We start from the raw sequence: 22,056 nt of genomic DNA on the forward strand, positions 1-22,056 counted from the left end.
AGGCAATCGCGGGAAAAGTTCGTGAAGCGTCGAGAGCAAGCCAATGCCAAGGTAGGAGCCAGCCTTGCCGGAGTGCCGGACCACTGCGATGGCCACACCGCGGTGCATCAGGCAAACCGCAGTGCATTCATCGCGGGTAAACCCGGCTCCTACCCCAAAGCCGGGCAAACCCTGCTAGCGAGGCAGGGCTGGCTGGCGCGCAGGCTTCTTCTTGCCACCCTTGGCGGCTTCCTTGCGATCCTTGGCCGCCTGTTGGTTGCGGGCAAATGCCGCCGCCTTGGCCTGTTCACGCTTGTCCCACGGGTTGCTGCCGTCGCTGGCGCGCGGTGGCAGGCCAGTGTGCTGGGTCAGGATCTTCTGCTCTTTGGCCACCTTGTGGCTGCCCGCTGGCGTCGAGTTCTTGCGGCGCGCGCTCTGGTAGCTGTCAGTCGCCGGCTGGTGCAGCGGGATCAACTGATGCTTGCCAGGGCCGATCAAGTCAGCACGGCCCATGCGTTCCAGCGCTTCGCGCAGCATCGGCCAGCCCTTCGGATCGTGATAGCGCAAGAAAGCCTTGTGCAGACGACGCTGATCTTCGCTCTTGACGATGGTCACTGCGTCGCTCTTGTAAGTGACCTTGCGCAGCGGGTTCTTGCCCGAGTGATACATGGCGGTCGCCGACGCCATGGGCGAGGGGTAGAACGCCTGGACCTGGTCGGCACGGAAGCCATTGCCCTTGAGCCACAGCGCCAGGTTCATCATGTCTTCATCCGTGGTGCCCGGATGCGCGGCGATGAAGTACGGGATCAGGTATTGCTCCTTGCCCGCCTCCTTGGAGTACTTCTCGAACATGCGCTTGAACTTGTCGTAGGAGCCGATACCCGGCTTCATCATCTGGTTCAGCGGACCTTCTTCGGTGTGCTCCGGCGCAATCTTCAGGTAGCCACCGACGTGGTGGGTGACCAGCTCCTTCACATACTCCGGCGACTCGACCGCGAGGTCGTAGCGCAGGCCGGACGCAATCAGGATTTTCTTCACCCCAGGCAACGCACGCGCACTGCGGTACAGCTGAATCAGTGACGAGTGATCGGTGTTCAGGTTCGGGCAGATGCCGGGGAACACGCACGATGGCTTACGGCACGCGGACTCGATCTCAGGAGTCTTGCACGCAATGCGGTACATGTTCGCGGTCGGGCCGCCCAGGTCGGAAATCACCCCGGTGAAGCCTGGGACCTTGTCGCGAATCTCTTCGATCTCGCGAATGATCGAGTCTTCGGAACGGTTCTGGATAATCCGGCCTTCGTGCTCGGTAATGGAGCAGAAGGTGCAGCCGCCAAAGCAGCCGCGCATGATATTCACCGAGAAACGGATCATGTCGTAGGCAGGGATTTTTTCCTTGCCGTAGACCGGGTGTGGAACCCGCGCGTACGGCATGCCGAACACGTAGTCCATTTCTTCGGTGGTCATGGGGATGGGCGGCGGGTTGAACCATACGTCCACCTCGCCATGCTTCTGGACCAGCGCGCGGGCGTTGCCCGGGTTGGTTTCCAGGTGCAGCACGCGGTTGGCGTGGGCATACAACACTGCGTCCGAGCGGACCTTCTCGTAGGACGGCAGGCGGATCACGGTTTTGTCCCGGGTCATTCGCGGGCTGGCCAGGATCTGCACGACCTTGGCTTCATTCGGATCTTCCGCTGGGCCCTTTTCCTGCTCGATGGCGCAGGCCTGGGTGTCCTGGGTATTCACGTACGGGTTGATGATCTTGTCGATCTTGCCCGGCCGGTCGATACGGGTGGAGTCGACTTCGTACCAGCCTTGCGGCGTGTCACGACGAACGAACGCGGTACCGCGGATATCGGTGATGTTCTCGATGCTCTCGCCATAGGAGAGGCGCTGGGCCACTTCGACGATGGCGCGCTCGGCGTTGCCGTACAGCAGGATGTCGGCGCAGGCGTCGATCAGGATCGAATGGCGAACACGGTCCTGCCAGTAGTCATAGTGAGCGATACGGCGCAGCGAAGCCTCGATGCCACCGAGTACGATCGGCACGTTCTTGTAGGCTTCCTTGCAACGCTGGCTATAGACCAGGCTGGCGCGATCAGGGCGTTTGCCGGCCAATCCGCCTGGCGTGTAGGCGTCGTCGGAACGCACCTTCTTGTCCGCGGTGTAGCGGTTGATCATCGAGTCCATGTTGCCGGCCGCGACCCCAAAAAACAGGTTCGGCTCGCCCAGTTTCATGAAGTCGTCTTTGGACTGCCAGTTGGGCTGGGCAATGATACCGACGCGAAAGCCCTGGGCTTCCAGCAGTCGGCCAATGATCGCCATGCCGAACGAGGGGTGGTCGACATAGGCATCACCGGTCACGATGATGATGTCGCAGGAATCCCAGCCGAGCAGATCCATCTCCTCCCTGCTCATGGGCAGGAAAGGTGCTGGCCCGAAACATTCGGCCCAGTACTTTGGATAGTCGAATAACGGCTTGGCTGCTTGCATGTCGATGACCGGTGTTGGTGAAGATGGGCTCTTTGTTTCCAAAGAATTTCGCGGGGGCGGAGAATAGCACAAAAATTGACCAATTCCGACGATGGCGGTCGGAAATTGTGTTGAACCTCATCGCGAGCAAGCTCTGCTCCTACATGCGATGAGGCCCTGAAATCATTCGTCGTCGTCGAAGTTGTAACTGCCCGGGGCCAGGTTCTCAAAGCGCGTGTACTTGCCGATGAACGCCAGGCGGATAAAACCGATGGGGCCGTTACGCTGCTTGCCGATGATGATCTCGGCGATGCCCTTGTGTTCGGTTTCCGGGTGGTAGACCTCGTCGCGGTACACGAACATGATCACGTCGGCGTCCTGCTCGATTGCACCCGATTCACGCAAGTCGGAGTTCACCGGGCGCTTGTTGGGGCGTTGCTCCAGGGCGCGGTTGAGCTGCGACAGCGCCACCACTGGGCAGTTGAACTCTTTGGCCAAGGCCTTGAGCGAGCGGGAGATCTCGGAAATTTCGTTGGTACGGTTATCGCCGCTGGAGCCCGGGATCTGCATCAGCTGCAGGTAGTCGATCATGATCAGGCCGACTTCGCCGTGCTCACGCACCAGGCGGCGGGTACGCGCGCGCATCTCCGAAGGGCTGATACCGGCAGTATCGTCAATGAACAGCTTGCGATCGTTGAGCAGGTTGACCGCCGAGGTCAGGCGTGGCCAGTCATCGTCGTCCAATTGGCCGGAACGCACTTTGGTCTGGTCGATTCGCCCCAGGGAAGACAGCATACGCATGATCAGCGATTCGCCTGGCATCTCAAGCGAGTACACCAGCACCGCCTTCTCGCTGCGAAGCACGGCGTTTTCCACCAGGTTCATGGCGAAGGTGGTTTTACCCATCGACGGTCGGCCGGCGACGATGATCAGGTCGGACGGTTGCAGGCCGCTGGTCTTCTCATCCAGGTCGGTATAGCCGGTGGACAGGCCGGTAATGGCGCAGTCCGTGTTGAACAACGTGTCGATACGGTCGATGGCCTTGGTCAACAGCTCGTTGACCCCCACCGGGCCACCGGTTTTCGGCCGGGCCTCGGCAATCTGGAAGATCTGCCGCTCGGCCTCGTCGAGAATTTCGGCGGCGTTGCGCCCTTGCGGGTTGAAGGCGCTGTCGGCGATATCGCTGCTGATGCTGATCAGTTGGCGCAGGGTTGCCCGCTCTCGAACGATCTGGGCATAGGCCTTGATGTTGGCGACCGATGGCGTGTTCTTGGCCAGCTCACCCAGGTAGCCCAGGCCACCCACTTGTGAACTGGTGCCTTCCCTGTCCAACTGCTCGTGCAGGGTCACCACATCGAATGGGGTGTTCTGGTCAGCCAGCTTGTGGATAGCGCGGAAAATCAGGCGGTGGTCATGCCGATAGAAATCGCCGTCGGAAACTTGATCGAGCACCCGCTCCCAAGCGGTGTTGTCCAGCATCAAACCACCGAGCACAGCCTGTTCGGCTTCGATGGAGTGCGGAGGCACCTTCAGGGCAGCGGTTTGCAGATCATATTGTTCGGGGGCTGATATCTCGTTCATGGCCACTTGGAATTCTAGGGGTACAGAAAATACAAAGGGCACGACCTGTAAACAGGATCGTGCCCGATGTTAACCGCCCGGCACCCAGGGTGCCAGTCAGTTTTAGGCTGCTACGACGACAACGCGTACGGTAGCTTCTACGTCGCTGTGCAGGTGCACGGCTACGTCGTATTCGCCAACGTTACGGATGGTGCCGTTCGGCAGACGAACTTCCGACTTGGCCACTTCAACGCCCGAGGCGGTCAGTGCGTCAGCGATGTCGTGAGTGCCGATCGAGCCGAACAGCTTGCCTTCGTCGCCAGCGGTGGCAGTGATAGTCACTTCCAGCTCAGCCAGTTGGGCAGCGCGAGTTTCAGCCGAAGCTTTTTTGTCTGCAGCCAGTTGTTCCAGCTCAGCACGACGCTCTTCGAACGCAGCCAGGTTGGCAGCGGTCGCAGCGGTAGCTTTACCGTACGGCAGCAGGTAGTTACGACCGTAACCGGCCTTAACGTTTACTTTATCGCCCAGGTTGCCCAGGTTGGCGACTTTTTCCAGAAGGATCAGTTGCATGTGAAAATCCTCTAACTTTTAACCTTCACCGTTCGCAGAACCATCGTCGGCACCGTTTTTGGGTGCCATCCGGCCGCGAAAATCAATCAGGCTGTCGACTATGGCCAACACCACGAGCAACGGGTAGATCAGCTGCATAAACAGCAGCAGTGTCACGTACAAGCCCACCAACCAGAACTTGCCCAGTCGGCCTTGCGCCACCAGCCCATGCATCAGGGCCAGCCCGGCGAATACCAGCGGTACGCTGCAAAGCGGCGTCAACATGGCCATCTGTGGCCCGAAGTTGGGCCCCACCAGCATGCACGCCAGCAACAATAACGCCGGCCCCTTCGGGATTCGGACAGCGCGAAATTCGCGGCCAAAACCACCCGGGTTATACAACACTGCCTGCCAGTAACGCCCCAACATCAGGGCCAGCAGGCTGACGGCTTGCAGCAATGCCGCTATCAGGCCATTGAGCACCGGTGCAATAAGGGCTCCAAGGCGCGCTCGCTCTTCTACCGACAACTGTTGGTAGAGCCCATCGAGCATTTGCGGCAAGAGCTTCTCGAGCGCTTGCGCCATGGCTTCGATGGGTTCGCGGAAAACCGCGCCCAGTACCACTCCATACACCAGGCCTAGCGCTATGCTGACCAGCAGCACGCGGTTCCAGGACTCGCTGGCACGCAACACGGCGGCCAGCCCCAGCGTCCCCAGCAACACCATCAAGGTGCGCGGTTCGCCAAAAAACCACCAGGCCAAGGCCGGCAGCAGAGCCCAGACGAGAACGCCAGAAGCGTCCTTCATACCGCGCCGCAGGAACACCAGGGCGCCTGCAGCAGCACTCAACCAGAACAACAGCGGCAATGCCGCACAGCCGACCACTACCAGAGTGGCCTGCACGCGACCGCGCATGATGAAATCAGCTAACGCTCGCATGCTCTATCCCTTACTGCTTGTCGACAACCCGGTCTCAGCGGCCGTGGCTGTCGGTGTAGGCCAGCAGGGCCAGGAAGCGGGCGCGCTTGATAGCGGTAGCCAGCTGACGCTGATAACGAGCTTTAGTACCGGTGATACGGCTTGGAACAATTTTGCCGGTTTCGGATACATAGGCTTTCAGGGTGTTGAGATCTTTGTAATCGATCTCTTTCACGTCTTCAGCGGTGAAGCGGCAGAATTTACGACGACGGAAGAAACGTGCCATGTAATAGGCTCCTCAAAAGGTCCGTGGATTACTCGTCAGCGTTATCGCTGTTGTCGCTGTCATTGCTGTCGTCGCCATCGGCGCTGTCAGAATGCTCAGGACGGTCACGACGCTCACGGCGCTCGCTGCGGTTTTCTTCTGCCTTGAGCATCTCGGACTGACCGGTAACGGCTTCGTCGCGACGGATGACCAGGTTACGGATCACGGCATCGTTGTAGCGGAAGTTGTCTTCCAGCTCGGCCAGGGCCTTGCCGGTGCACTCAACGTTCAGCATCACGTAGTGAGCCTTGTGAACATTGTTGATTGCGTAGGCCAGTTGACGACGGCCCCAGTCTTCCAGACGGTGGATCTTGCCGCCGTCTTCTTCGATCAGCTTGGTGTAACGCTCAACCATGCCGCCGACTTGCTCGCTCTGGTCAGGGTGGACCAGAAAGATGATTTCGTAATGACGCATGAATGCTCCTTACGGGTTGTAGCCTGCCGCCAGAGCGGTCAGACAAGGAGTGAAAAGACACTGTGTGTCTTGCCTTGGGGTGAGGCACATGCGCGCCTGCCGTCATGGCAAGGGGCGCAATTGTAGAGAAGCGCTTGAAACCGCGCAAGGGAATTGGTGATTATTTGAGCAGTGGCCAGTTGCGATCGCGGTGTATTCATTCGCCGGCAAGCCGGCTCCCACAAAAGCCCAGTGCAGACCTTGTAGGAGCTGGCTTGACCTGTGGGAGCTGGCCTGCCAGCGAATGAGTACACCCCCGATATTGAATCAGGAAGCCTTGGCAGCCTTGATCTGACGCTGACGAACGGCTTCGAACAGGCACACGCCCGTCGCCACCGAGACGTTGAGGCTACTGACGCTGCCCGCCATCGGCAGTTTGACCAGGTAATCACAGTGCTCGCGGGTCAAGCGGCGCATGCCCTTGCCTTCGGCGCCCATGATCAGAATGGTCGGGCCGGTCAGGTCTTGCTGATACAGTTCCTGCTCGGCTTCACCGGCAGTACCCACCACCCACAGACCGCGCTGCTGGAGCTTTTCCAGAGTCCGCGCCAGGTTGGTGACGGCCACCAACGGAATCACTTCCGCCGCGCCGCAGGCCACCTTGCGCACAGCAGGCGTCAGCGTTGCGGACTTATCCTTGGGCACGATCACCGCCAACGCACCGGCCGCATCGGCCGTACGCAGGCAGGCGCCCAGGTTGTGCGGATCGGTGACACCATCAAGCACCAGCAACAGCGGGGCGCCTTCGGTGCGATCGAGCAACTCCTCGAGCATCGCCTCGCCCCAGACCTGGCTGGGGCTGACATCTGCCACCACACCCTGGTGTACGCCTTCGACCCAGGCATCCAGCTCGCGGCGCTCGGCCTGGCCTACTGCCACGCGGTTCTGCTGCGCCAGCTCGATCAGCGGCTGCACCCGAGGGTCACTGCGACCTTCGGACAGCCAGATCTGCTTGACCCGCTTGGGGTGATGACGCAACAACGCTTCCACGGCATGCACACCGTAGATTTTTTCCAGCTGACTCATGATTTGCCCTTGGGTTTGCCCGCCTTGGACGGGCCCTTGCGATGCTTGGTCGGTTTGGATGGCTTGCCATCACTCGCCTTGGAGGTCTTGCCAGCGGCATGGCTGCCCTTGGCATCGGCCAGCAACGCCTTTTTCAGTTCGCGGCTCTTGCGCACTTCAGCGTTTTTCGCAGCGGCATCGGACGCGCGATAGGCTTCACTGCTGCCGCTGTCCTTGCTGGCGCTGCGGCGCGGTGGCTTGATCGGCGCAGACTCACCTGCCTTACTGCCACTCGCCTTACTGCCACTCGCCTTGCTGTCGCTCGCCCGGCTGTCGCTCGCCCGGCTGTCACTTGCCTTGCCGCCCGGGCCTTTCTTGGCCGGAGCCCTGCCCGGAGCCGACTTCGCAGCCGGTGCTTCAGACTGGCGATTCTTGCGACCGATCGGCGCGTTGATGGTTTTTTCGGCCATCTCGAAATCGATCTTGCGCTCATCCAGATCAACGCGCATGACGCGCACTTCAACCGTGTCGCCCAAGCGGAAAGTGCGACCGGTACGCTCACCCGACAAGCGGTGATGAACCGGATCGAAGTGGTAGTAATCGCCCGGCAAGGCGGTGACGTGCACCAGGCCTTCGACATAGATGTCGGTCAGCTCGATGAACAAGCCGAAACCGGTCACCGCCGTGACCACGCCCGGGAAGGACTCGCCCACGCGATCCTTCATATATTCGCATTTGAGCCAGTTGACCACATCGCGGGTCGCCTCGTCGGCGCGGCGCTCGCTCATCGAGCACTGCTCGCCCAACTGCTCGAGGCCGGCTTCGTCGTACGGGTAGATCCGCGCCTTTGGAATAGTCATGGCGCCGGCACGCTTGACGTGCGGGGTATTCTGCTTGGAGCGGATCACACTGCGAATGGCGCGGTGCACCAGCAGGTCCGGGTAACGACGAATCGGCGAGGTGAAGTGGGTATACGCCTCGTAGTTCAAGCCGAAGTGGCCGTTATTGTCCGAGCTGTAGACCGCCTGGCTCAACGAACGCAGCATCACGGTCTGGATCAGGTGGTAGTCCGGGCGATCCTTAATGTGCTGCAGCAGCGCCTGGTAATCCTTGGGCGACGGGCCGTCCTTGCCTTTGTGCAACGACAGGCCGAGCTCGCCGAGGAAGGTACGCAGTTTTTCCAGGCGCTCCGGTGGCGGACCATCGTGTACGCGATACAGCGCCGGGACTTCATGCTTCTTGAGGAACTCTGCCGTCGCGACGTTGGCCGCCAGCATGCATTCTTCAATGAGTTTGTGAGCATCGTTGCGGATAGTCGGGCGAATTTCGGCGATTTTGCGCCCAGTCCCGAAGATGATTCGGGTTTCCTGGGTTTCGAAATCAATCGCACCGCGTACGTGGCGAGCGGCCAGCAGCACCTGATACAACGCATAAAGCTGCTTAAGGTGTGGCACCACGTCGCCGTATTCGCCACGCAATTGCTTGGCTTCACTGGTACGCGAGTGCTCCAGCATCGTGCTGACCTTGTTATAGGTCAGGCGCGCATGGGAGTGGATCACCGCCTCATAGAACTGGTAATCGACCATTTGGCCGGTCTTGGAGATGGTCATTTCACAGACCATGGCCAAGCGATCCACATGCGGATTCAGGGAGCACAGGCCGTTGGACAGCTGCTCAGGGAGCATCGGCACCACGCGCTCGGGGAAATACACCGAGTTGCCGCGCACCTGGGCTTCGGCATCCAGCGCCGAGCCGAGCTTCACATAGCTGGACACGTCGGCGATGGCGACGTACAGGCGCCAGCCGCCGGAAAACAGCCGCAGTTTTTTCACCGGCTCGCAGAACACCGCATCGTCAAAGTCGCGGGCGTCTTCGCCGTCGATAGTGACGAACGGCAGATGGCGCAGGTCGACGCGCTTTTCCTTGTCCTTCTCTTCCACTTCTGGCTTGAGCTTGGCGGCTTCTTTAAGCACCGCTTCCGGCCAGACGTGCGGAATATCGTAAGTGCGCAGGGCCACGTCGATTTCCATGCCCGGCGCCATATAGTTGCCGACCACTTCGACCACATCGCCTTGAGGCTGGAAACGCGGGGTGGGCCAATGGGTGATTTTCACCGCCACGAACTGACCGACCTTCGCCCCGCCGTTACGCCCCGGGGTGACCAGCACTTCTTGCTGGACCTTGGGGTTGTCTGGCGTCACAAAGCCAATGCCGCCTTCTTCGAAGTAGCGACCGACGATTTGCTCGTGGGCACGGGAGATCACTTCGACCACCACACCCTCGCGACGACCACGGCGATCCAGGCCAGAAACCCGCGCCAGCGCACGGTCGCCATCGAATACCAGGCGCATCTGCGCCGGGCTCAGGAACAGGTCATCGGAGCCGTCATCAGGAATCAGAAAACCGAAACCGTCCCGGTGGCCGCTGATGCGCCCCAGGATCAGGTCCAGTTTGTCGACCGGCGCGTAAGTACCGCGGCGGGTGTAGATCAATTGACCGTCGCGCTCCATGGCGCGCAAACGGCGGCGCAGGGCCTCGATCTGATCTTCAGTGGTCAAGCCGAACTCTTCCGCCAACTGCTCTCGGGCTGCGGGCGAACCGCGCTCGTCGAGGCGCTGGAGGATCAGCTCACGGCTAGGAATAGGGTTTTCGTATTTTTCCGCTTCACGAGCGGCCTCGGGATCGAGGGACTGCCAATCGGCCATTAGGAGGGGTTCACCTTGTCTATATAAGGGATAGTTTGGCATAGGCGTATTGAAACCGGAAATTTCGGGCTTGGACAGCCCCTCACAACGGCCCTGAACGCAGCCAAAATGCACTACGGAAACAATAGCTTGGAATTTTGAATATTTTTCTTTAACGGGGCTTTACAGCCCTCAAAGGCATCCGTATAGTGCGCACCACAACGACGGACACCGTCGTAATAGTTGAGAAGCAGCACGATGTAAAGCATCCTGTAGCCTCAATGAAATGCCCAGGTGGTGAAATTGGTAGACACGCCAGCTTCAGGTGCTGGTGACCTTACGGTCGTGGAAGTTCGAGTCTTCTCCTGGGCACCAATTTCAAATCTCAGAACTGCACAGCGCTTCTGAAATTTACTGCAACAAGTTACACTGTTTTCGTTACAAGCTACATCGCTTCATTTGCCCAGGTGGTGAAATTGGTAGACACGCCAGCTTCAGGTGCTGGTGACCTTACGGTCGTGGAAGTTCGAGTCTTCTCCTGGGCACCAAATTCAGATCAAACCCGCGAAAGCGGGTTTTTTCGTTTCTGCTCCTCCCCTTTCCCCCGCACAACCCAGCCACCCAACCTCAAGCGCCACATCTCACGAGCCTATAGACGCCATTGCTGCAATTAAATCGATAGGTTGCTGATGAAATCTCCCTTATCAGCGCATTTGAGAAACCATATCGTTTATGATTGTTACAAGATTTGTAGTCCGTAAGCGAGGAAATACCCGCATGACGTTTCGCAATAGCCCGACTTTGCGCGGCCTGGCGCTGTCTGTATTAGCCCTGGTCCTGGGCGCTTCCCAAGCCATGGCCGCCGACCCAGTCTCGCTGACCCTGTACAACGGCCAGCACAAGGAAATCGGCGAGGCTATCGCCAAGGCCTACGAGGCCAAGACTGGTGTTCATATCAATATCCGCAAGGGCAGCAGCAACCAGCTGGCCAGCCAGATCATCGAAGAAGGCGACCGCTCGCCCGCCGATGTGATCTATACCGAAGAATCTCCACCCCTGAACAACCTGGGTAATCTGGGCCTGCTGGCCAAGATCGACGATTCGACCCTGCAAGTACTGCCCAAGGAATTCGTCGCCGGCAACGGCACCTGGATGGGCGTCACTGCACGCACCCGTGTCGTTGCCTTCAACCCCAAGGTCATCGCCGAAAAAGACTTGCCGCCATCGGTCATGGACTTCGCCAACCCCGAGTGGGACGGCAAGATCGGCTTCGTACCTACCAGTGGCGCTTTCCAGGAACAGGCCGTTGCCATTCTCAAGCTGCACGGCCGCGAAGCCGCCGAAGAATGGCTGACGGGCCTGAAAGCCTTTGGCAAGACCTACACCAACAACATGGTCGCGCTCAAAGCCGTGGAAAACGGCGAAGTCGCCGCCGTCCTGGTGAACAACTACTACTGGTATGCCTTGAAGAAAGAGCGCGGCCAACTGGATTCCAAACTCTACTACCTGGCGGACGGTGACGCTGGTGGCCTGGTGACCATTTCCAGCGCCGCAGCGGTGAAAGCCAGCAAGCACCCGAAAGAAGCACAGGCGCTTCTGGCATGGATGGCCAGCGAAGAAGGCCAGCGGGTCATCACCCAGACTACCGCCGAGTACCCTTTGCACAAAGGCATGGTGTCGGATCAAGGCCTTAAGCCTTTCGAAGACTTGCGCCCGCCGAAGATTTCTCCGGCCGACCTGGGTAATGCCGAAGAGGCACTGGATCTCGAACGCGAAGTCGGCCTGCTCTGATGAGCGCCGCCCTGCCCGCTGCCGCCGTCTTCGTACCACGCGGCAAGCGACCCTCGATCTGGGTCGTCCTGCCGGTCCTGCTGCTGGTCGGCCTGAGCCTGCTGCCTTTGCTGTACGTGGGCATGAAGGCCTGGGAGGCCGGCTGGCGCGAAGCACTGCACCTGCTCTGGCGCCCCTTTGTCTGGGGACTGATGCGCAACACCCTGTTGCTAATGGCCGGGGTCACCGTGGCCTGCGCCCTGATCGGCCTGTCGCTGGCCTGGTTGCTGGAGCGCTGTGACCTGCCTGGCAGGCGGCTGTGGGGGGTGATCCTGTGCCTACCTTTCGCGATGCCAGCATTCGTCAGCGGCTTCACCTGGGTGTCGTTGAGCCCGCGCTTTGAAGGCCTGGGCGGCGCCATCCTGGTCATGGCGCTGTCCAAGTACCCGCTGGTCTTTCTGCCCGTGGCGGCCACCTTGCGCAACCTGGACACCTCGCTGGAAGAGTCGGCTCGCACGCTGGGCCAGGACCGCTGGGGCGTATTCTTTCGCATTACCCTGCCACTGCTCTGGCCGTCGATTCTGGGCGGCAGCCTGCTGATCGCCCTGCATATGCTGGTGGAGTTCGGGGCCCTGTCGATCCTCGGCCTGCAGACCTTCACGACCGCGATCTACCAGCAGTTCGAACTGGAATTTAGCAACGCCAACGCAGCGATGCTGTCTGCCGTCCTGTTGGTGATGTGCCTGTCGATGCTGTGGCTGGAATTGAAAGTACGCGGCAGCGGACGACATGTGCGGATCGGCCAGGGCGTCGCCCGCCGCGCCGCGCCACTGCGCATGGGCGCACTGATGCCCGTGGGCCAGTTGTATTGCCTGTTGCTGGCCGTGCTGGGTAGCGGCATACCCTTGGCGATGCTGGGTTACTGGCTCATGGTGGGGTCATCGGCGGCTTTTCCGGTGGCCGATATCAGCCGCGCCCTGCTCACTTCACTATCCGTTTCACTGGGCGGCGCAGGCCTGAGTCTGCTGCTGGCACTGCCGGTCAGCCTGTTGGTGGTGCGTTATCGAGGGCATCTGGCGATCTGGGCCGAGCGGCTGCCGTACTTGCTGCATGCCCTGCCGGGCCTGGTCATCGCCCTGACCCTGGTGTTCTTTGCCCTGCACTATGTGCCGGCGCTCTACCAAACCACCGCCCTGCTGCTGCTGGCCTATGCGCTGCTCTTTCTACCCCTGGCACAGGCACCGGTGCGCACCGCCTTGACCAAGGCCGCCCCACAACTTGAAGAGGCGGCACGCACGCTGGGCGCGTCGCCCTTCAGCGCGTTCTGCCGGGTGACCCTGCCGATTATCTTCCCAGCCTTGGCCGCAGCCTTCGCCCTGGTGTTTCTCGACGCCATGAAGGAGCTGACCGCCACATTGCTGCTCAGCCCGACGGGCATGACCACCCTGGCCACTGAAGTCTGGGCCCATACGGCCAATGTCGAGTTTGCCGCCGCAGCACCTTATGCGGCGCTATTAGTGCTGGTCTCGGGGCTGCCGGTGTACATCCTCACAACCCGCATGTACTTGAATCGCAACTAACCCCCCTCCCCTGTAGGAGCCTGGCTTGCCAGCGATAGGGCCCACCGCGGCGTGTCAGGTATGACGCCTCGCGGGCAAGTCGGAGCGCCGAACCGCCGACTCCTACAGGGGTCGGTGGGGCGCGCGTCGGTAGGAGCACGGCTTGCCGGCGATAGGCATAGGTATCTACACAACTCTGGGGCAGCGCGGCTCTTGTAGCCGCTGCCGAGGTACGAGGCTGCGATCGGCGGCGAAGCCGTCGTAAATTCAGGCCCTTCGGTGTGCCTGATGGATTACGGTCTCAGGTTTTACGGCCGCTTCGCTGCCGATCGCAGCCTCGTACCTCGTCAGCGGCTACATTCGTAGCAGTACGCCAAAAGATGTGTAGATACCTATGCGGCGATAGGGCCAGCGTGGTGTGTCAGGTATGGCGCCTCGCGGCCCAGACCAGGTTCTTTCGCACGTGTAAACATGCACCACTTTGTCGGCTGTGTGCGGCGTTAAGTTCAGGGCTTCAAACCCTGAACTGAAGGCACACACCATGACGACCCACCGACAAAACTCCTTTATCGCCGAACTGGGTTCTGTCGATCAGCCTGTGAACGCACTGGACGCCCTGCTGGGCCACCCCGCCACCTACACTGCCCGCATTGGAGGCGGTGGCATTATTTCCGGGGCTCAACGCAAGATCGACGATTCACACATGCTTGCCAATCAACGCATCACAAACCCCACAGCACCCTCTGCATTGACGCTGTATTTTCGCCAGACCGATTGCGGCTATGTGATGTACGTCAGAACGCCCGGACCACATTTTGGCAAAGGCATCAGCCTGGACAGCACGGGCGCACTGGGTGCGTTCAAGTCAGACGTCCAAAGCCCCACACACTTCGTTCTGCTGACGCGAGAGGGCAAACAGGTCACGCTCGAAGATCTGGATTCAGACACGTCGGACATCCAACTGCGCGCTCTTGGCACCCAGCAGCGGGTGATGCGGCAACGAAAAAATCACTCACCGTATATCTACCTGGCGTGCCGTGACACCGATCAACAGGCGTTTGTCTTCCCGTTGACCATCAAAGAGCGTAATGCACCCTACCTGAGCGAGCCCAACGAAGTCTGACCGCAAAACGACAAAGGGCCCCGAAGGGCCCTTTGTCATGACATCAACGCTTTATCAGGCGAACGGGTGACGCAGAACGATGGTCTCGTTGCGGTCCGGGCCGGTGGAGATGATGTCGATCGGCGCGCCGACCAGCTCTTCCACACGCTTGATGTAGGCACGGGCATTGGCCGGCAGCTCTTCCAGGGTCTTGGCACCCAGGGTCGACTCGGTCCAGCCTGGCAGCTCTTCGTACACAGGCTCAAGGCCGATGTAGCTGTCAGCGTCGGTCGGCGCGTCGATCACGGCGCCGTTCTCGTTCTTGTAACCTACGCAGATGTTGATGGTTTCCAGGCCGTCGAGAACGTCCAGCTTGGTCAGGCACAGGCCCGAGATGCTGTTGACGTCGATAGCGCGACGCAGGATCACAGCATCGAACCAGCCGCAACGACGGGCACGACCGGTGGTAGCACCGAACTCATGGCCACGCTTGGCCAGGAAGGCACCAACGTCGTCGAACAGTTCGGTCGGGAACGGACCGGAACCGACGCGGGTGGTGTAGGCCTTGGTGATACCCAGGATGTAGTCCAGGTACATAGGGCCGACACCGGAACCGGTGGCGATACCGCCTGCGGTGGTGTTGGAGCTGGTCACGAACGGATAAGTACCGTGGTCGATGTCCAACAGCGAACCCTGGGCACCTTCGAACATGATGTCCTTGTCGGCGCGACGCAGGTTATGCAGCTCGGCCGTCACGTCCAGCATCAACGGCTTGAGCAGTTCGGCGTACTCCATGCACTCGTCCAGGGTTTTCTGGAAGTCGATTGCAGGCTCTTTGTAGTAATTGACCAGCACAAAGTTGTGGTAGTCCAGCAGCTCGCCCAGCTTGGCCGCGAAGCGCTCGCGGTGGAACAAGTCACCGATGCGCAGGCCGCGACGCGCGACTTTGTCTTCGTAAGCCGGGCCAATGCCGCGACCGGTCGTACCGATCTTGTGCTCGCCACGGGCTTTTTCGCGCGCCTGGTCCAGCGCAACGTGATACGACAGGATCAGCGGGCAGGAAGGGCTGATGCGCAGGCGATCACGCACTGGCACGCCTTTCTCTTCCAGCTTGACGATTTCGCGCATCAGCGCGTCGGGGGCAACCACTACGCCGTTACCGATCAGGCACTGCACGCCTTCGCGCAGGACGCCCGACGGGATCAGGTGCAGAACGGTTTTCTCACCGTCGATCACCAGCGTATGGCCGGCGTTGTGGCCACCCTGATAACGCACTACGGCGGCAGCATGTTCGGTCAGCAGATCAACGATCTTGCCTTTGCCCTCATCACCCCATTGGGTGCCCAGGACTACGACATTCTTACCCATAACACTTGTCCTCATTCGCGCAAACTTGGCGCCGGCCGCAAGCCGGCGGGAAAACTCATTAAGCCAGCGGCAGTACCTGCCAAAGCCCGTTCTGCTGAATCAATTGTCGGTCGCAATCCGCTTCGCCAGCGGCGGTCATGGGCTGCCCAGGCAAGGCCTGGACCACCCGCTGGCCGTCGCTGCGCAGCTGGCAAACCAGCTGCCAAAGGGCTGCGTCCGTACTGTCTGGCATCCAGATGCCACCCGAGGGCAACACGACCTCGGCACGCCCCAGTGAGACCAGGGTCTTCAAATCCGTAGAGAAACCGGTGGCAGGCCGCGCACGACCAAAATCGGCACCGATATCATCATAGCGACCGCCCTGAGCGATCGACTGGCCAACGCCAGGTACAAATACCGCGAACACCACACCGGTGTGGTAGTGGTAGCCGCGCAGCTCGCCCAGATCGAAATACAGCGGGATCTGTGGGAAGCGCCCTGCCAGACGGTCAGCGATCTCGACCAGATCATCCAACGCAGCCAATACCGGCGCAGGCGCCTTGGCCAAGCGCAGGCGTGCCGCATCAAGCACTTCACGGCCACCGCACAAATCCACCAATGCCCGCAGCATGCCCGCCAGATCAGCTGGCAGGTCGGCAGTCAGGGCTTTCACTTCATCGATGGCCTTGCGTTGCAGGGCATCGAACAGCTGCTGCTCTACCGAACCGGACAACCCGGCGGCGCGCGCCAGACCGCGATAGATACCCACATAGCCCAAGTCCATGTGAACATCCGCTACATCGGCCAGTTGCAGCATAGCCAGCATCAGGCTGATCACTTCAACGTCGCTGACCGGGCTGGCATCGCCATACAGCTCGGCGCCCAACTGGATAGGGCTGCGCGAGGTGGACAGCGCGCGCGGTTGTGCGTGCAGCACACTACCGGCATAGCACAGGCGGCTCGGCCCTTCACGGCGCAGGGTGTGCGCGTCGATACGCGCCACTTGCGGCGTGATGTCGGCGCGAAAGCCCATTTGCCGACCCGATTGTGGGTCGACTACCTTGAAGGTGCGCAGATCCAGGTCCTGGCCGGCACCGGTCAGCAGCGACTCCAGGTATTCGATATGCGGAGTGACGACAAATTCGTAACCCCAGCTCTGGAACAGATCCAGCACCTGACGACGCGCCACTTCAATACGCGCCGCTTCCGGCGGCAGTACTTCTTCGATGCCATCTGGCAGCAGCCAGCGGTCTACCGTTGCCATTACGCCATTCCCCTATGATCCGGGCGGCCACCCACACAGGCAGCCTTGAGTGATGCAGATATCGGCAGACAACATCCGGCGGCTGCTGTTCAGTCAGTCACCTTGAGCCAATATCCTCGAAATCCTTGCCGGGCCATCTACGACGGTCGCGATGCGAGCGCAGCGTAGTGCCTGGGGCCTGAAACGGCCAATCGATCTTGCAGACGCAAAAAAGCCGGGAATTTCCCGGCTGCCGCATCATACACCCGTTTTCTCAAAGGATCACCCCGCCAGGCATTTTAGGTGCCCGGCGGAATGGCTCGATCAGGGCTTGAACTTGTTCATGAACTTGAAGAAGTCGCTGTTCGGATCCAGCACCAGCACGTCGCTCTTGCTGTCAAAGCTGTCGCGGTAGGCTTGCAGGCTACGGAAAAACGCGTAGAACTCCTGGTCCTGACCGTAAGCCTTGGCATAGATCGCCGCTGCTTGCGCATCGCCGTCACCACGGGTTTCTTCCGACTCACGATACGCCTCGGCCAGCAGCACGCGGCGCTGACGGTCGGCATCGGCACGAATACCTTCAGCCAGCTCGTTACCCTTGGCGCGGTGCTCGCGAGCTTCACGCTCACGCTCGGTGCTCATCCGCTCGAATACGCTGCGGTTGACTTCCTTGGGCAGGTCGATGGCCTTGACCCGGACATCGATCACTTCGATACCCAGTTCTTTGTTGGCCATCTTGTTCAGCGACGCGGTGATTTCAGCCATCAACGCATCCCGCTCACCCGACACCACTTCGTGCAGGGTACGCTTACCGAACTGGTCACGCAGACCGGACTCCAGGCGGCGCGAGAGGCGCTCGTCGGCGATTTGCTTCAGACCCGAGGTCGCGGTGTAGAAACGCTCGGCGTCCTTCACCCGCCACTTGGCGTAGGCATCGACCATCACAGCTTTCTTCTCCAGGGTCAGGAACCGCTGGGTCGGAGCATCGAGGGTCATCAGTCGCGCATCGAAACGACGCACCTGGTTCACATACGGCACTTTGACATGCAGGCCAGGCTGGACATCCGTCTGCACCACACGACCGAACTGCAGCAACACAGCGCGCTCAGTCTGGGCAACGATGTAGAAGCTGTTCCAGGCCACGATCGCCAGCACCACGCCCACGATCAGGGCGATCAGTGATTTATTGCTCATCAGCGGCTCTCCCTGGTACGCGGCTCACGCGCTTGTGGACTGTCGGGTGCGCGGTTGGACGCATCGTTGATGACCGTTGGCGTGCTGGACGACGAAGTGCCAGCACCGCGCGCCCCTTCGACCATCTTGTCCAGTGGCAGGTAAAGCAGGTTGCTCGAACCCTCTTTACCGCCCAGCAGCACCTTGCTGGTGTTGCTGTAGACGTTCTGCATGGTTTCCAGGTACAGGCGCTGACGCGTCACCTCTGGAGCCTTGCGATACTCGGTGACCAGCTTGGTGAAGCGGTCTGCCTCACCCTTGGCACGCGAGACGACTTCGTCGCGGTAACCGTTGGCGTCCTCGATGATGCGCTGGGCCTGACCACGGGCTTCCGGCACGACGCCGTTGGCATAGGTTTCAGCCTGGTTGCGCGAACGCTGCTCGTCTTCACGGGCACGAATCACGTCGTCGAAGGCTTCCTGCACTTCACGCGGGGCTGCCGCGCTCTGCACGTTGACCTGGGTCACGGTGATACCGGTGCGATAGGTGTCGAGGAAGCGCTGCAGACGCTCCTTGATTTCGATAGCCATCTGCTCACGACCTTCGGTCAGTACCTGGTCCATGGCGGTGGAACCCACCACATGGCGCAGCGCACTTTCGGTGGCGTGCTGCAGGCTGACTTCAGGCTGATCGACGTTCAGCACGAAATCCTGCAGGTTGGTGATCTTGTACTGCACGGTCAGTGGAACCTCGACGATGTTCTCGTCTTCGGTCAGCATCTGCCCCTGCTTGGAATAGGCACGCTCACGCGTGACGTTTTCCATGTACTTGCGATCAATGGGCGGGAAGTAAATGTTAAGACCCGCCCCCACCGTTTCGTAGTACTTGCCGAAGCGCAGCACAACGGCCTGCTCCTGCTCGTCCACGACATAGACGGCGCTGTACAGCCAGATGGCTGCCAGCACCGCCAGGCCAATGCCCAGCAAGCCGAAGCCGCCGCCCTTGCCAGGGCTGCTGTTATTGCGTTTCTTGTTGCCACCGAACAAACCGTTCAGGCTTTCCTGTAGCTTGCGGAAGGCTTCGTCGAGATCCGGCGGCCCTTTCTTGTCGCCGCCACGGCGCCCACCCCAAGGGTCCTGATTATTCGAGTTGCCACCCGGCTCATTCCAAGCCATAGCGCTCTCCATCTGATAAAGCAAAGACGCACCCACGGCGCGCCGACCAATGCTACAGAATGCCTGTCACAGCAGTACAACCGCTTTGCCAGGCTTTTATTGCAAAGTGTGTTGCTCGATAAATTCCAGCGGCTCCATCCCTTCGCGGCTGATCAGACGATTGAGCTCCACTCGAGACAGGCGTACCGCCAACAAACTACCGCCTTCTTCATCGTGCTCTTCGCTTTTTACCGCCCCCAACGCGAAGAACTGCGCTCGCAGTCGAGCAAAACGCTGACCCAAGTGCAAGGTGCCAATGAATAAATCGTCACCCAACAGTTCGGAAACAGCCTGGGCCAACAAGTCCAGACCTCGTCCGTCTCGAGCCGAAACCCAGACCCGCTGCGGTTTGCCGTCGGCATCTCGCTGAATCTGGGGCTCTACGCCTTCAAGCAGGTCGAGTTTGTTATACACCTCGAGGATCGGCAAGCCTTCGGCCCCGATCTCACCGAGCACCGCCATGACCTGTTCGATCTGCTGCATCCGATCAGGCTCATGGGCATCGATCACATGCAACAGCAGGTCGGAGTTGCTCGACTCTTCGAGCGTAGCCCGAAACGCCTCGACCAGCTTGTGCGGCAAGTGACGAATGAACCCTACCGTATCGGCCAACACGATCGGCCCGACGTCGTCCAGCTCGAGCCGGCGCAGGGTCGGATCGAGGGTGGCAAACAGTTGGTCGGCCGCGTAGACCTCGGATTCGGTCACGGCATTGAACAGCGTGGATTTGCCGGCGTTGGTGTAGCCCACCAGCGAAACGGAAGGAATATCGGCACGCTTGCGGCCTCGACGGGCCTGCTCACGCTGGCTGCGGACCTTTTCCAGGCGCGCCTTGATTTGCCGCAGTCGCACCCGCAACAGACGTCGGTCGGTTTCCAGCTGGGTTTCACCAGGGCCGCGCAGGCCAATACCACCCTTCTGCCGCTCAAGGTGAGTCCAGCCACGCACCAGGCGGGTACTCATGTGCTCAAGCTGGGCCAGTTCGACCTGCAGCTTGCCTTCATGGGTACGAGCGCGTTGCGCGAAAATATCGAGAATCAGCCCGGTACGGTCGAGCACGCGACACTCGAAGACACGTTCGAGGTTACGTTCCTGACTGGGCGTGAGGATGTGATTGAAAATCACCAGATCCACCTGTTCGGCTTTGACCAGGTCGCGTAGCTCTTCGACCTTGCCGCTGCCAATCAGGTATTTGGCTGTAGGCTGATGCCGCGCCACATTGACGAACGCGACGGTATCAGCGCCAGCCGACACTGCCAGTTCCTGAAACTCCTGCGGGTCTTCGCGCGCCTCAGGGTCCTGACCATCCAAGTGAACGAGTACGGCTCGTTCACCACCACCGTGGCGCTCAAAGAACAAAGCAGACTCCTATCAGGCGTTACCTGGCTCAGCGTCGCCGTGTTCAGTCTCGGAAGCGCTTGGAAGGCGAATCGGACGAACCGGGACAACTGTCGAGATGGCGTGTTTGTAGACCATCTGGCTAACGGTGTTTTTCAGCAGGATCACGAACTGGTCGAACGATTCGATCGTGCCTTGCAGCTTGATGCCGTTTACCAGATAGATCGAAACCCCAACTTTTTCTTTCCGCAAAGTATTCAAGTAAGGGTCTTGTAGCGAATGCCCTTTTGACATATGCCGCACTCCTGTAAGGATAAATAGTTAAAAAATGAGAAAAAACTGATAGCTCAGGCCGCCCCACCCCCAAGGATAGACGGCAATTGCGAGGACTCAGTCCAATATGGAGACCGATCCAAGGTATTTCAAGGTGCGAGGCAGATTGTCACGCGCCAGACTGTCCAACCAGTGGAGTTCAGCCCAACTGCGTAACCAGGTAAATTGCCGCTTCGCCAATTGGCGAGTGGCAATAATGCCGCGATCCTTCATTTCGGCTGCTGTCAACTTGCCATCTAGGTAATCCCAGACTTGACGGTAACCTACCGCACGTATAGACGGCAGCCCCGCATGCAAGTCACTTCTGCCCCGCAGCGCTCTGACCTCGTCAATGAAGCCCTGTTCCAGCATTTGTTCAAATCGCAGTGCAATTCGATCATGTAGCACCTGCCGATCATTCGGTGCTATCGCCAGATTTGCGACAGTATAGGGCAATTGACTGTTTCCCGAAGCGGCGGCTGCGGTACTTTGCGCAGATTGTCGCTCGCGATGTGAAGTCATACTCATACCGCTGACCCGATAAACCTCCAACGCTCGTATCAGCCGCTGTGGATCATTGGGGTGAATACGCGCCGCCGACACCGGGTCTACCGCGGCCAATTGCTCGTGCAATGCCTGCAAGCCAAGACGCTCGACCTCGGCTTCGATTTGCGCACGCACCTCTGGATCGGCCGCGGGCATATCGGCCAGGCCATCGACCAGCGCCTTGAAATACAGCATGGTGCCGCCTACCAGCAGCGGGATGTTGCCACGCGCGGTAATCTCGGCCATGGCTTGCAGCGCATCGGCTCGAAATTGCGCCGCCGAGTAACTTTGTGCCGGGTCAAGAATGTCGATCAATTGGTGAGGATGGGCAGCCAGTACCTCCTTGGAGGGCTTGGCCGTGCCGATGTCCATGCCACGATAGACCAGCGCCGAATCGACGCTGATCAACTCGCAAGGCAGGACTCGGCTCAACTCGATGGCAAGATCGGTCTTGCCGGCCGCGGTCGGCCCCATCAGGAATATCGCCGGGGGAAGAGCACTCATGT

General features: G+C 60.0%; 18 protein-coding genes and 2 tRNA genes. 5 read left to right on the forward strand and 15 right to left on the reverse strand.

All coding sequences use genetic code 11. The features are described 5' to 3' along the window. Positions 1-174: 174 nt before the first annotated feature. From AC3IX4_RS26325 to rnr, 8 genes are all read right to left on the reverse strand, one after another. A complete protein-coding gene (locus tag AC3IX4_RS26325) occupies positions 175-2,472 on the reverse strand; it encodes a YgiQ family radical SAM protein (RefSeq protein ID WP_489258227.1) in 2,298 nt (765 codons plus the stop codon). Positions 2,473-2,634: 162 nt separating this feature from the next. Beyond that, complete coding sequence (gene dnaB / locus AC3IX4_RS26330; RefSeq protein WP_489258228.1) at positions 2,635-4,032, reverse strand: replicative DNA helicase; 1,398 nt, start codon at positions 4,030-4,032, stop codon at positions 2,635-2,637. Between the two features lie 102 nt (positions 4,033-4,134). After that, entirely contained in the window at positions 4,135-4,581 is a 447-nt protein-coding gene (gene rplI, locus AC3IX4_RS26335; protein ID WP_489258229.1) for a 50S ribosomal protein L9, read from the reverse strand. Between the two features lie 18 nt (positions 4,582-4,599). Continuing rightward, a complete protein-coding gene (locus tag AC3IX4_RS26340; RefSeq protein WP_489258230.1) occupies positions 4,600-5,499 on the reverse strand; it encodes a hypothetical protein in 900 nt (299 codons plus the stop codon). 34 nt (positions 5,500-5,533) lie between these two features. Continuing rightward, positions 5,534-5,764, reverse strand: coding sequence for a 30S ribosomal protein S18 (gene rpsR, locus AC3IX4_RS26345; protein WP_002551829.1), 231 nt, complete (start codon positions 5,762-5,764; stop codon positions 5,534-5,536). A 28-nt stretch (positions 5,765-5,792) separates the two neighbouring features. Beyond that, positions 5,793-6,218: a 30S ribosomal protein S6 gene (gene rpsF, locus AC3IX4_RS26350; RefSeq protein WP_136478398.1), complete on the reverse strand. Its 426-nt coding sequence runs from the start codon at positions 6,216-6,218 to the stop codon at positions 5,793-5,795. A gap of 306 nt (positions 6,219-6,524) precedes the next feature. After that, positions 6,525-7,283 carry a 23S rRNA (guanosine(2251)-2'-O)-methyltransferase RlmB gene (rlmB, locus tag AC3IX4_RS26355; protein WP_489258231.1) on the reverse strand — a complete coding sequence of 253 codons (759 nt, stop codon included), beginning with the start codon at positions 7,281-7,283 and terminating at the stop codon, positions 6,525-6,527. Further along, entirely contained in the window at positions 7,280-9,967 is a 2,688-nt protein-coding gene (gene rnr, locus AC3IX4_RS26360) for a ribonuclease R (RefSeq protein WP_489258232.1), read from the reverse strand. The genes rlmB and rnr overlap by 4 nt, the downstream gene beginning before the upstream one ends. 267 nt (positions 9,968-10,234) lie before the next feature. Here rnr and AC3IX4_RS26365 point away from each other — a divergent pair. The 5 genes from AC3IX4_RS26365 to AC3IX4_RS26385 all read left to right on the forward strand — a co-directional run bounded on the left by AC3IX4_RS26365 (position 10,235) and on the right by AC3IX4_RS26385 (position 14,398). Beyond that, positions 10,235-10,321: transfer RNA gene (locus tag AC3IX4_RS26365), tRNA-Leu, on the forward strand. Between the two features lie 86 nt (positions 10,322-10,407). Next, positions 10,408-10,494 (forward strand) — tRNA-Leu (locus AC3IX4_RS26370). Positions 10,495-10,723: 229 nt separating this feature from the next. Further along, on the forward strand, positions 10,724-11,737 hold the full coding sequence (locus tag AC3IX4_RS26375) for an extracellular solute-binding protein (RefSeq protein ID WP_489258233.1): 1,014 nt from the start codon (positions 10,724-10,726) through the stop codon (positions 11,735-11,737). Continuing rightward, complete coding sequence (locus AC3IX4_RS26380; protein ID WP_489258234.1) at positions 11,737-13,296, forward strand: ABC transporter permease; 1,560 nt, start codon at positions 11,737-11,739, stop codon at positions 13,294-13,296. The genes AC3IX4_RS26375 and AC3IX4_RS26380 overlap by 1 nt, the downstream gene beginning before the upstream one ends. Positions 13,297-13,816: 520 nt before the next feature. After that, on the forward strand, positions 13,817-14,398 hold the full coding sequence (locus AC3IX4_RS26385) for a hypothetical protein (protein WP_489258235.1): 582 nt from the start codon (positions 13,817-13,819) through the stop codon (positions 14,396-14,398). 54 nt (positions 14,399-14,452) lie between these two features. On the opposite strand, the gene AC3IX4_RS26390 is transcribed toward AC3IX4_RS26385, so the two are convergent. The 7 genes from AC3IX4_RS26390 to miaA all read right to left on the reverse strand — a co-directional run bounded on the left by AC3IX4_RS26390 (position 14,453) and on the right by miaA (position 22,054). Then, positions 14,453-15,745 carry an adenylosuccinate synthase gene (locus AC3IX4_RS26390; RefSeq protein ID WP_489258236.1) on the reverse strand — a complete coding sequence of 431 codons (1,293 nt, stop codon included), beginning with the start codon at positions 15,743-15,745 and terminating at the stop codon, positions 14,453-14,455. Between the two features lie 58 nt (positions 15,746-15,803). Then, on the reverse strand, positions 15,804-16,988 hold the full coding sequence (locus AC3IX4_RS26395) for an ATP phosphoribosyltransferase regulatory subunit (RefSeq protein ID WP_489258237.1): 1,185 nt from the start codon (positions 16,986-16,988) through the stop codon (positions 15,804-15,806). A 303-nt stretch (positions 16,989-17,291) separates the two neighbouring features. Then, positions 17,292-18,161, reverse strand: a complete 870-nt coding sequence (gene hflC / locus AC3IX4_RS26400) for a protease modulator HflC (protein ID WP_489258238.1) — start codon at positions 18,159-18,161, stop codon at positions 17,292-17,294. After that, the gene (hflK, locus tag AC3IX4_RS26405) at positions 18,161-19,315 is read right to left on the reverse strand and encodes an FtsH protease activity modulator HflK (protein WP_489258239.1); all 1,155 of its coding nucleotides are present in this window, start codon (positions 19,313-19,315) and stop codon (positions 18,161-18,163) included. The genes hflC and hflK overlap by 1 nt, the downstream gene beginning before the upstream one ends. Before the next feature lie 96 nt (positions 19,316-19,411). After that, positions 19,412-20,713, reverse strand: coding sequence for a ribosome rescue GTPase HflX (hflX, locus tag AC3IX4_RS26410; RefSeq protein ID WP_489258240.1), 1,302 nt, complete (start codon positions 20,711-20,713; stop codon positions 19,412-19,414). A gap of 12 nt (positions 20,714-20,725) precedes the next feature. Further along, the gene (gene hfq / locus AC3IX4_RS26415; protein WP_489258241.1) at positions 20,726-20,986 is read right to left on the reverse strand and encodes an RNA chaperone Hfq; all 261 of its coding nucleotides are present in this window, start codon (positions 20,984-20,986) and stop codon (positions 20,726-20,728) included. Positions 20,987-21,082: 96 nt separating this feature from the next. Further along, on the reverse strand, positions 21,083-22,054 hold the full coding sequence (miaA, locus tag AC3IX4_RS26420) for a tRNA (adenosine(37)-N6)-dimethylallyltransferase MiaA (protein ID WP_489258242.1): 972 nt from the start codon (positions 22,052-22,054) through the stop codon (positions 21,083-21,085). Between the last annotated feature and the right edge of the window lie 2 nt (positions 22,055-22,056).

The organism is Pseudomonas sp. KH_021 (assembly GCF_057838865.1).